The sequence below is a fragment of the Pseudonocardia sediminis genome, from assembly GCF_004217185.1.
GTDB classification, from domain to species: Bacteria; Actinomycetota; Actinomycetes; order Mycobacteriales; family Pseudonocardiaceae; genus Pseudonocardia; species Pseudonocardia sediminis.
On record NZ_SHKL01000001.1, the window covers coordinates 3,448,671 to 3,459,968 of the forward strand.

Consider the following 11,298-nt stretch of genomic DNA (forward strand, 5'->3'; position numbering starts at 1 on the left):
ATTCCGCGTGTTCAGCCGGAGTTCGCCGGAGAACCCCTGAACGGGGGTTGCTAGTCTGGCGATCGTGCCCGACGCCTCCGTCGGACCGGGGGTCCCCGGCCCCCGGTCCCTGGGGTCCCTGGTCCGCGGTTGGAGCTCCCCGGCGAACCGCGACGGGTTGGCCCTCGTGTTCAGCTCCGGCCTGACCGCACTGGTCGGGCTGGCGTACTGGGCCGTCGCCGCCCGGACGTTCGACGTCGAGACGGTGGGCCGGAACTCCACGCTGCTCTCGGCGATGATGCTGATCGGCGGCGTCGCCCACCTCAACATGACGCACGCGCTGCTGCGGTTCGTCCCGGTCGCCGGGGCGGTGTCGCGGCGCCTGGTGCTCGGCGGCTACGCCGTCGCGGCCGTGCTCAGCTCGCTGGTCGGCGGGTTGTTCGCGCTCGGGGCCGGGATCTGGGCGCCGGAGGCGGTCGAGCTCCTCGGGCAGGGCCGGCTCGTCCTGTTCTTCATGGTCGCCGCCCCGGTCTGGGCGATCTTCACCGTGCAGGACTACGTGCTCACCGCCGTCCGCCGCGCGACGGTGGTCCCGCTGGAGAACGCCGTCTTCGCCGTCCTGAAGATCGTGCTCCTGGTCGTGGCCGCGGTGATCGCCGTCGACGGCGGCATCGCGATCTCCTGGGTCGTCGCGACCGCCGTCATGGTCGTCGTGGTCAACGCCTGGCTGCTGCTGCGGGTGCTGCCCGCGCACGGCCGGGAGCGGGCCGGCGAGGCGATGCCGATCACGCTCGGCGCGGTCGGGCGGTTCGTCCGCGGCGACTACGCCGGCGCGATCTTCTGGCAGGCCGCCCTCACCGGCATGACGGTGCTGGTCGGCACCCGGCTCGGCGGCGAGTCCGCGGCGGTCTGGAACATCGTCTGGCAGTTCGGGATGTCGCTGTTCCTGGTCGCCTCCGGGATGGGCCAGTCGATGATCGCGCACAACGCGACCGACCCCGGCAGGGTCGAGGCCGCACGCCGGGCCATGGTCATGCGCTCGCTGACGCTCGTCGTGCCGGCCTCGGTCGTGCTGATCGTCGGGTCGCCGTGGATCCTGTCGGTCTTCGGCACCGAGTACCGCGACAGCGGGGTCGGCACCCTGATCCTGGTGGCGCTGGCCGCCATCCCGAACTGCGTGACCTCGGCGACGATGAGCGCGGCGCGGGTCCGGCGGCGCACCGGCGTCCAGTTCGCGGTGCCGGCGTCGATCGCGTCGATCGTGATCGTGACGTCGTGGCTGCTGATGCCGATGCTGGGCATCCTGGCCGTCGGCATCGGCTGGCTGCTCGGGCAGCTCGTGGTGGTGAGCGTGATCCTCGTCGGGCAGGCGCCGTGGCTGCCGCCGCTGCTGGGCACCCGGATCGACGCCGCGCGCAGCGCCGCCCTGTTGCGCCGGGTCGGGACGAAGGCGATCAGCAGCACCGGACCGGAGGACTCCGGGCACTGGGAGGTCCGCGAGGTCCTCTCCGGCGGGTCGGAGTCGGTCGTGGTCGGGATCGGGCCGGAGGACGGTCCGGGCGCGCTGCTCAAGGCCAGCGACACCGCGCGCAGCCAGGACGCGCTGCGCCACCAGACCGAGGTCCTCGCCGAGCTGCACGCCGATCCCCGCCTGGGTCGCTGGGCCGAGCTGGTCCCGGTGGTGCTCGGCGACGGTGACGTCGGTGGCAGCTACTGCGTGATGGAGTCCCGTCTCGGCGGCGACATCGGGCTCGGGGCCCTGCGCGACCCGCACACCCGGCGGACGTTCCAGTCCAGCGCAGTGGCCACGATCGGTGAGCTGCACCGCCGCACCGGCCGGGTCGTCGAGGCCGGCGACGCCGAGCTGCGCCGCTTCGTGCACGACCCGCTCGACGTCGTCCGGGGCATCGTGCCCCGCCCGATGCACGACGACGTGCAGGTCCTCGCCGACGCCCTCGACGCCGGGCTGCGCGGCAGGCGGATCTCGGTCGGCTGGTCGCACGGCGACTACAACCCGGTCAACGTGCTCACCACCGCCGACGGCCGGATCAGCGCCGTGATCGACTGGTGCGACGCCGAGCGCGACGGCCTGCAGGTCCTGGACCTGGTCGTGTTCTTCCAGCTCTCGGTCGCGATGGGCGACGAGCAGGAGCTCGGACCGCAGCTGCTGCGCTGGCTGTCCGCGGATCCGCCGGAGCACCACGTGCTGCTCGGGCGCACCCAGCGGATGCTCGGCTCCGACCTCGTCGACACCCGGGTGCTGCTGCTCCTGGGCTGGCTGCAGCACGTGTCCAAGACCGCGACGAAGTCCACCCAGTACGCGTCGAACCCGGTCTGGAACCGGCGCAACGTGCGGATGGTGCTCAGACAGGTCCCCGCGCTGCTCGGGGGATCGCGGCCGGAACCGTCCGCCCGCGGTCTGGACGGCCCGACGGTCTCGATGGCCGTGCCGTCCGCCACCGGCGCGGTCGCCCCGGTGCCCGGCGCACCGGCCCGGAACCGGGGAGCGGCCCCGTCCTCCCCGCCGCCCCGTCCCCGGCCGATGCCGGCCGTCCCGCCCCGCCCGATGCCGGCTCCGCCACGACCGGACGCCGCGTCGGTCGCGGCCCCGGCCGACGGTCCCGGGCCGCAGGCCGGGCGTCCGGGCACCGGTGCCGCCCCGCATCCGGCCGCGGGCGAGCCACCGGGCAGGCCGGTGATGGCGCCGTCGCGCACCGCCCCGCGCCCGCGGCCCGGGAACGAGGGGAGAGGCGACCGTCCGTCCGGGAACGGGGCCCCGGTGGGCCCGGACCCGGCCGCGTCGGCCTGACCCTGCGTGGCCGGTCGGTCGCCGACGATCACCCGACCGGCAATCGCGACGGTGCGTAACCCCGTCCTCACCGCCTCGTTGAGCCGGACAGACCGGTGATCGTCGCCGGGAGCCGAGCTGGAGGTCCGTCAACCGTGCGTCGTCCCCGCCCCGCCCGCTGGATCGCCGTGGCGTCGATGACGCTGCTGACCTCCGCGGGGATGGGTGCACTGGCCCCGGCCCAGGCCGAGGCCCCGACGACGCTGACGGCAGCGACGACCTCGTCGCGCAACCTCGACGTCTCCTCGATCGGCCGCTACGTCGCCCTCGGCGACTCCTACGCCGCCGGCCCGCTCGTCCCGGTGCAGACCGGGCAGCCGGCAGGGTGCCTGCGCTCGAACCAGAACTACCCGTCGGTGCTCGCGAAGTCGGCCGGTCAGAAGGACTTCGTCGACGTCACGTGCAGCGGTGCGAAGACCGACGACTTCTCCGCGCCCCAGCCCGTCAACCCCGGCCCGAACGCGCCGCAGTACGACGCGCTGACCGGCTCCGAGGGTCTGGTCACGCTCACCATCGGCGGCAACGACATCGGCTTCGGCGACATCATCCAGAAGTGCGTGTCGGTGTCGTCGACGAACCTGCTGGGTGCGGCGTGCAAGGACTTCTACGGCAAGGGCGGCGAGGACGAGCTGACCGGCCGGATCGACGGCACCGCCTCGAAGATCGCCGACGCGCTCTCCGAGATCAAGGAGCGCTCCCCGCAGGCCCGGGTCGCGGTCGTCGGGTATCCGTCGATCCTTCCCGACACCGGTCCCGGCTGCTACCCGGTCGTCCCGTTCAGTGCCGGTGACACCGCGTACCTGCGGGAGACCGAGAAGAAGCTCAACGCGATGCTGGCCGGCGAGGCGAAGGACGCGGGCGTCGACTTCGTCGACACCTACACCCCGACCATCGGCCACGACGCCTGCCAGGTGCCCGGCAAGAAGTGGATCGAGGGCCTGGTCCCGACGTCGCCGGCCGCCCCGGTGCACCCCAACGCCCAGGGCGAGCGGGCCATGGCCGCCGCACTCGGCGAGGTCGTCGGCGTCCCGGTCGCCCCTCCCGCCGGGAGCTGAGAACACCTACGGTCTCCGGTCATGCCCCGCGTCGGTGAGCAGGACCTCGAACGGATGGAGCAGGCTCGCCTGGAAGGCGACCTGATCACGGAGCTGGCGACGACGGCCCGCGAGTGCACGTTCGTCTTCACCGCCGAGGACGGCTGGCCCGCCGGGGTCACGATGAGCCACCTCTACGACGACGGCGTGTTCTGGCTGACCTCGGTCGGTACCCGGGCCCAGGTCCGGGCCGCGCGCCGCGACCCGCGCGTCGGGCTGGTGATCTCCAGCCTCGGCACCGACCTCGACGGTCGCCGGATGGTCCGGGTCAAGGGGCACGCAACCGTCCACGACGACGCCGAGACCCGGGCCCGGATGCTGCCGCGGATGAGCGAGCACCTGGCGCCCGCCGGCGCGCAGCGGCTGCACACGTTGCTCGACAGCCCGGGCCGCGTGCTGATCCGGGTCGAACCGGTGTCGTTCCCGCAGACCCACGACTCCCGCCGGATCGCCGGCGACGGGCGCGGGGGAACGCGCGGGTAGGACCGCCCGGGGCCGCCGGAACGTCGGTGGACCGTGTCAGAATTCTGCGGTGACGACCTGGCGGCGAGCCCGATGACCTGGTGGTCCGAGCTCCGCACGCGGATGGCGGCGATCGACCCCGGGCGCACACGCCTGCACCTGGCCTCGGTCGCGACCGCGTCGATGATCCTCGCCGCGGTCCTGATGAGCGTGCTGCGGACGGTGACCGGGCAGCCGGTCACCGTGGTCCTGTTCGCCGTCGTCCTGGCGATGATCAGCAACCTGGCGGTGAACGAGCCGGTGCTGGCCCGGCGACGGGTCACGACCGCGCTGATGGTGCTGCCGGCGGCGGCGTCGGCGACGGTCAGCTCGTTGCTGGAGTCCAACCGGGTCGTGACCGACATCGTGTTCGTGCTGGTCATGATGGGTGCGGTCGCGATCCGGCGGTGGGGCGCGCGGTTCATCGCCCTCGGCATGGCGGCGTTCATGCCCTACTTCTTCGTGCTGTTCCTCAAAGCGGGCCCGTCCGAGCTGCCGTTCCTGATCGCCGGGGTCGGGGTCGGGATCGGGTCCACGTTCGTCCTGCGCTGCCTGATCTTCACCGAGCCCGTCGACCGGGTGGTGGACCGGCTGCTGCGAGCGTTCGAGGCGCGGCTGCACGCACTGACGCTGGAGGTTCTGGAGGTCCTGGAGGCCGGGCACGGGGAGCGCGATCTCGAGGAGATCGCCCAGGCGCAGGCCCGGCTCAACGAGACGGTCCTGCTGGTGGCGGACCGTCTCGACGAGGCGGAGGACGGCCCTCCTCCGCGCTCCCTCCCCGGAGCGCCCGGCGGCGACGGCGCGGAGGAGGGGACCGTCGCGCTCGAGGGGCTGCGGCAGTGGATCGTGGACTCCGAGCTGGCCGCGGAACGGCTGGCGGTGTCGACGCGGCGGCTGGTGGAGCACCACGACCCGATCCCGCCACAGCACCGGGAGGCGCTCGCCGAGGGCGTTCGCGCGCTGGCCGCGGCGACCTCCGTCGGCACGCCGCGGGCGATGGCGGCCAGCCTCTACGAGTCCGCGCGCTCGTCGGTGCACCGGATCGTCGACCTGCCGGGTGGGACCGACGTCATCGCCCGCGAGCAGCGGATCGCGTTCGCCGTCGTGCGGGTCGCGGACGCGATGCAGACGACCGTCGAGCAGGCCCAGTGCAGGATCGACGAACGACGCCGCGACCGGGGGAGCGCCGCCGAACCGGCACCGGGGCACGGCCGGCACGAGGCGGACACCCCCGCACAGGAGGCGTTCCCGGCCCGCGACCACGGGCGGCACGAGGCCGACCCCGCCGCCGACCGTTCCGCCGCAGACCCCGCGACCCCGGACGACCCCCGGGAGGCCGACGCAGACCGGGACACCGGCCTGACCCTGCACACCCGCCAGGCCGTGCAGGTCGGGATCGCGACGAGCCTGGCCATCGTCGTCGGCGAGCTGATCTCCCCGGCGCGTTGGTACTGGGCGGTGATCGCCGCGTTCGTCGTCTTCGCCGGCACGTCCAGCCGGGGTGACGTGCTCTCCCGCGGCTGGGAACGCGTCGTCGGCACGGCGGGCGGGGTCGTCGCCGGGATGCTGCTGGCGCTGGTCGTCGGCGGGAACCTGGTGCTGAGCCTGGTGCTGCTGTTCGTCTGCGTGTTCCTGGCGCTGTACCTGGTGAAGATCTCGCAGGCGATGATGGCGTTCTGGATCACCGCCGTGCTCGCGCTGCTCTACGGCGTGATCGGCCAGTTCAGCGTCGAGACGCTGCTGCTGCGCGTCGAGGAGACGGCGGTCGGTGGGGCGCTGGGCATGCTGGCCGCGTTCCTCGTGCTGCCGACGCGCTCGCGTACGGCGTTCGGCGACGCGCTGGTCGAGGCCGTGGACGGTGTCGTGGCCGGGCTGACCGGCTCGGTCGACCGGATCCTCGGACGCCCCGGGGACAAGCACCCGCTGGAGCTGGCCCGCGAGCTCGACGCCGCGGTGTCGACGGTCCGGATCCGGGCGCGCCCGCTGGAGCACCCGGTCGCGCGCCGACCGTTGCGCCGCGGGGTGCACCACACCGTGCGGATCATCGCCGGGCTCGACTACTACGTGCGGATGCTGGCGTCGCTGACCGAGACCGCACGCAGCCCGGACTGGGCCGGCACGCTCGACCCGGCGACCGAGAGGGTCCGGCAGAACCTGGAGGGCCTGCGGCGGATCCTGCGCGACGGCTACGGCCCCTCGCGCCGCGGCCGCGGCGGCCCGCCCGCGGGGGACACCGACGCCTTCCCGGTGGTCTCGGCCGAGGACCTGATCGACGCCGCCGAGGCCGACGCGTCGGCCGCCGGGCCGTCCCGGGACCGGCTCGCGCTGCTCGGGGTGGCCCGGATGCTGCGCCGCATCGACCAGCTCGCGGTGGGTCTCTCGCGTGACCTCACCGGCCGCAGCTGGGTCGAACCGGGCCCGCCCGCGCCCGCCGGGGCGGGAGCCCGGCAGGGGGAGTCGCGCACCCCGTCGTAGGCTCGTCGGCGTGATCAACGTGTCGACCACCGACGGTGTCGGGCTGATCGAGCTCGACCGGCCCGACCGCCGCAACGCCCTCGACGTCTCGACGTGCCGTGAGCTCGTCGACGCGACCGCCCGGGTGCGCGACGAGGGCGCCCGCGCCGTCGTCGTCACCGGGAGCGGCAGCAGTTTCTGCTCCGGCGCCGACTTCGGCGAGGTCTACACCGACGGGTTCCGGGAGGCGCTCTACACGGCGCTGCACGCCGTCGTGGACCTGCCGATGCCGGTCGTCGCCGCGGTCAACGGTCCGGCCATCGGGGCCGGGACCCAGCTCGCCATCGCCTGCGACCTGCGGGTGGCGGCGCCGTCGGCGGTGTTCGGGCTGCCGACCGCGCGGCTCGGCCTGGCCGTCGACCCCTGGACGATCGAGCGACTCGTCCAGGTCGCCGGCGGCGGGAGCGCCCGGAGCCTGCTGCTCGCCTGCGCCCAGCTCGACGTCGCGACCGCGCACGCCCGCGGACTCGTCGACTCCCTCGGCGAGCGCGACGACGCCCTCGCACTGGCCACCGACATCGCGACGATGGCGCCGCTGACGCTGGCCTACAACAAGCTCGCGGTGAACTCCTACGGCCGGGGCGCGTCCGCCGCGGGCACCGATCTGGACGCCGAGTTCGAGCGCTGCTGGGACAGCGAGGACATCCAGGAGGGCCGTGTGGCCCGCTCGGAGAAGCGTCCGCCCCGCTTCAACGGCCGTTAACCGCTCGCCGGGCGGCGAACGGCGCAACGTGGTACCCGCCGTTCGGACCAAGATCGTTGATGGCTACTCTTCGTTCCGAACGATCGCAGAGGGCTACGGAGCCGGGGCCCGTGTCGATCGACCTCCGGGCCGTTCAGGCCCGGGACGACGACGGGCTCGGAGGTACTCGATGGGGATGCTGCGCGGACGCCGGACCGGCGTGCTGCTCGGGGTCGTCGCCCTCGCCGGCGCGGTCTCGGTCGGGATCGCCTCGGCCGAGGACGCCCCGTCCGGGACCCAGCCCTCGTCCGGCTCGAACGCCCCGATGGTCGCCACCGGCGCCGCCGTCCCCGGAACGCCCTGCACCGCGTCCGCCCGGGCCTGCGTGGACGTCGCCAAGCGCCAGACCTGGCTGATCGAGAGCGGCCGGGTGGTCCACGGGCCCGTCGCGATGCGTCCCGGCGACGCCCAGGACCCGACGCCGAAGGGGGTCTTCGCGGTCCAGTGGAAGGCCGAGCAGTGGACCAGCCGCGAAACCTACACCCAGATGCCGTACTCGGTGTTCTTCGCGCCGGGGGGCGTCGCGTTCCACCAGGGGCGCATGGACACCCCGTCGGCCGGATGCGTGAAACTGGTCGAGTCCGAGGCCAAGCGCTACTTCGCGACGCTGCAGGTCGGCGACGAGGTCCAGGTCTACTGACCCCCTCCAGGGAGCCCTCCGCGGCGATTCACAGGATTTCATGGGGAATCCGTTCTACGCCCGGTAGAAAGGTTCGCGTAGGATGACCTTCGTGGCGAGCCTGGGCGAGTTGGAACGAGCGGTCATGGGCGTCCTCTGGGGAGCAGACGAAGATCTCACGGCACGCGACGTCCAGGACGCGCTCTCCGACCGGGACCTCGCGACCACCACGGTGCTGACCGTGCTCGGCCGCCTGGAACGCAAGCAGCTGGTGCGCCGGATGCGCGACGGCCGGGCGCACCACTACCGGCCCGTCGCCAGCCGCGAGGACCACGTCGCCGAGCTCATGAGCGACGCCCTCGACGGCGCGTCGGACCGCGGCGCGGCACTGGCCCGGTTCCTCGGATCGATGTCCGAGGAGGAACGGGCCAACCTGCGCGACCTGCTCGACTGAGCCGGTACCGGGACGGACCCGGCACCGATGGCGCACAGGCGACGGCGCCGATCCGCCCCTCCCGGGGGACCGAGTATCGGTACCGACCCCCACCCACCATGATGCAGCGATGGAGCTGACCGCGCTGGCGCTGGTCGTGCTCGGCGTGGTCCTCGCCGAGCCGGTCAGCCGTGGTCTGGCGCGGGCCGACTGGCCCGACCGCGACCCCGTGGGCGCGCTCCTGGTCTGGCAGGCGGTCGGGCTGTCCGGCGGCATCTCCCTGTTCGGCGCCGGGCTGGCCTACGGGCTCGCCCCGCTGGGGGACAGCCTGCCCGAGGCGACCGGTGCCGCCGTGTCGGACCTGGCCCGCGGCCGCTACCCGGAGGGGCTCGGTGCGCTGCACCTGATCGCGCTCCTGGTGGCCCTGGTCGTGCTGGTGCGGCTGCTGACCGTCCTCGGCGTCACGACCGTGCGGACGCTGCGCACCCGCCGTCGTCACCGGGACCTGCTCGACGTCCTCGCGACGCCGTGGCCGAACGCGCCCGGTACCCGGGTGCTGGACCACCCGGTCCCGGTGGCCTACTGCCTGCCCGGACGCAGCTCCCGCCTCGTCGTCTCGGCCGGGGTGCTGGAGGCGCTCGACACCGCCGGGGTCCGGGCCGTGCTCGCCCACGAGCGCGCCCACCTGCGCGAACGCCACGACCTCGTCGTCCTCCCGTTCGTCGCGTGGGGTGCGACGGCGCCGTTCGTGCGAGGGATGGTGTGCGCCCAGATCGCGGTGGCCAAGCTGATCGAGATGCGCGCCGACGACGTCGCCGGCTGCCGCTGCGACCCCGCGGAGCTGGTGACGGCGCTCAAGGCCGTCGGGGGATCGGTCCCGGCCGCGGCCCTGAGCTCGTTCACCGCGGCCCTGGAGCACCGGATCGACCGGATCTCCTCGCCCCCGCCGCCGCTGCCCCTGCCGGTGCGCCTGTCGATCCGCATCGGCGCGGCGGTCCTGATCCTCGCGCCCCTGACCGCCCTGCTCGTCTGAACCTGCTCGTCCGACCCGGCTCGTCCGGTTCCCGGGGCGCCGCCCACCTGATCCGCCCGGCACGGTCCGGTCAGGCGCTGCGAGGGGACCCCTCGGGACGTTCCGGTGAGCGAGGGGACCCCGCGAGACACCGGTGTGCCACGAAGACGGTGCACCGCGTGGTCAGCTCGCGACGAACGTCGCCGAAGCGGGCGGAGAGCGCGCGATCCACCCGGTCGAGCTGCTCGGCCGTCAGCGACATGGCCGCTCCCGACCGTGACGGTGCGCTGCCACCGTGCCAGCTCAGCACCAGGTACCCGTCCGGTCGCAGGACGCGGCCGAGCTCCTCGATGCCGGCGTCCAGATCGGGCCAGATCGCGACACTGTTCACCGAGACCACGACGTCGGCGACGGCGTCGGGCAGACCGGTGCACCCGGCGTCCCCGGGCCGTATCCGGACACGGTCGTCGGCGACGGCCGGGGCCGTCGACCGTGCGGCCATGAGCCGCATCCCGGGTGAGGGGTCGATCCCGGTCAGGTGGCCGGTGGTGGTCCGACCGGCGAGCATTCCGAGCAGCACACCGGGTCCGCATCCCACCTCGACGACGTCCGACGGTGCGCGCGCCCCGGTCCGGCCGGGCAGGCCGTCCAGCAGCTCCGCGACCTCCCGCTGCTGGCGGGCGTTCCCCCGCCGCATGACCGCCCCGCCGAGCCGCCCGAGGGCCCCGGACGGGAGGGCGGCGACCCGGTTAGGCGGATTTCCGGTGCTCCAGCACGGCCGGACACGCGACGATGGGGTGATGGACGGGGCAGGAACCGGGCCGGAGGACGTCATGGATCCCACGGTGGACGGTGAACCGCGGTGCACGTCAACGGTCGGGATCGGCGAGGCGTCGCGACGTCTCGGGATCGCGCCGTCGGCGGTGCGGTTCTACGAGCGGGAGGGCCTGCTCGGTCCCGTCCCGCAACGGGGAGGCCGCCGCCGCTACGACGACGAGGCCCTGCGACGGCTCGCGTTCGTCGCGATGGCCCGCGAGATGGGTCTCGACCTGGCCGCGATCCGATCGGTGCTCGACCCCGAGCCCGGCGGCTGGGCCGCGGCCGTCGACGTCCAGATCGCGCGGCTCGACGAGCGGATCGCGCGGATGCGGCGGACCCGTGACGTGCTGGCGCAGGGACGGGACTGCCCGGAGTCCGACCCACTCCGCGAGTGCCCGAACCTGCGCGGAGCCTTGGACTCCCTGCTGGCTCGCGGCCCAGGCGACCCGCCCGATGGTGCCGCGGGTGGACCCTTTGGGACGCGCCGGTGAGCGAGGGGACCCCCTGGGACGCCGGTGTGCCGCGGCACGGGTGCGCCGCACCGTGATCGTGTCGGCCGCGAGGGGACCCTTTGGGACGCGCCGGTGAGCGAGGGGACCCCCTAGGACACCGGCGCGCCGCGGCACGGGTGCGCTGCACCGTGATCGTGTCGGCCGCGAGGGATCCCTCGGGACGCGCCGGTGAGCGAGGGGACCCCCTGGGACGTCGTGGGCCGGCTGCGGCCCGGCCTCGGCACG

General features: G+C 74.0%; 10 protein-coding genes. 9 read left to right on the forward strand and 1 reads right to left on the reverse strand.

Annotated elements, in window-relative coordinates:
• The first annotated feature begins 64 nt into the window (after positions 1-64).
• The 8 genes from EV383_RS32660 (at position 65) to EV383_RS15995 (ending at position 9,763) form a co-directional block, all read left to right on the forward strand.
• A complete protein-coding gene (locus EV383_RS32660; protein WP_130290649.1) occupies positions 65-2,788 on the forward strand; it encodes a phosphotransferase in 2,724 nt (907 codons plus the stop codon).
• A gap of 134 nt (positions 2,789-2,922) precedes the next feature.
• Positions 2,923-3,882 (forward strand): SGNH/GDSL hydrolase family protein, encoded by a 960-nt coding sequence (locus tag EV383_RS15965; protein ID WP_130290650.1) that lies wholly within the window; start codon positions 2,923-2,925, stop codon positions 3,880-3,882.
• A 21-nt stretch (positions 3,883-3,903) separates the two neighbouring features.
• Entirely contained in the window at positions 3,904-4,404 is a 501-nt protein-coding gene (locus EV383_RS15970; RefSeq protein WP_207223544.1) for a pyridoxamine 5'-phosphate oxidase family protein, read from the forward strand.
• 33 nt (positions 4,405-4,437) lie between these two features.
• Positions 4,438-6,897, forward strand: a complete 2,460-nt coding sequence (locus EV383_RS31715; protein WP_207223545.1) for an FUSC family protein — start codon at positions 4,438-4,440, stop codon at positions 6,895-6,897.
• A gap of 10 nt (positions 6,898-6,907) precedes the next feature.
• On the forward strand, positions 6,908-7,639 hold the full coding sequence (locus EV383_RS15980; protein ID WP_130290651.1) for an enoyl-CoA hydratase: 732 nt from the start codon (positions 6,908-6,910) through the stop codon (positions 7,637-7,639).
• 169 nt (positions 7,640-7,808) lie between these two features.
• Positions 7,809-8,318, forward strand: coding sequence for a L,D-transpeptidase (locus EV383_RS15985; protein WP_130290652.1), 510 nt, complete (start codon positions 7,809-7,811; stop codon positions 8,316-8,318).
• Between the two features lie 82 nt (positions 8,319-8,400).
• Positions 8,401-8,751, forward strand: coding sequence for a BlaI/MecI/CopY family transcriptional regulator (locus tag EV383_RS15990; protein WP_242623129.1), 351 nt, complete (start codon positions 8,401-8,403; stop codon positions 8,749-8,751).
• A 109-nt stretch (positions 8,752-8,860) separates the two neighbouring features.
• Positions 8,861-9,763: a M56 family metallopeptidase gene (locus EV383_RS15995; RefSeq protein ID WP_130290653.1), complete on the forward strand. Its 903-nt coding sequence runs from the start codon at positions 8,861-8,863 to the stop codon at positions 9,761-9,763.
• Between the two features lie 70 nt (positions 9,764-9,833).
• Here EV383_RS15995 and EV383_RS16000 read toward each other — a convergent pair whose 3' ends face one another.
• Positions 9,834-10,439, reverse strand: coding sequence for a class I SAM-dependent methyltransferase (locus tag EV383_RS16000; RefSeq protein ID WP_165438368.1), 606 nt, complete (start codon positions 10,437-10,439; stop codon positions 9,834-9,836).
• Positions 10,440-10,575: 136 nt separating this feature from the next.
• Here EV383_RS16000 and EV383_RS16005 point away from each other — a divergent pair, with 136 nt between their 5' ends.
• Positions 10,576-11,052 carry a helix-turn-helix domain-containing protein gene (locus EV383_RS16005; protein ID WP_165438369.1) on the forward strand — a complete coding sequence of 159 codons (477 nt, stop codon included), beginning with the start codon at positions 10,576-10,578 and terminating at the stop codon, positions 11,050-11,052.
• Positions 11,053-11,298 lie beyond the last annotated feature (246 nt).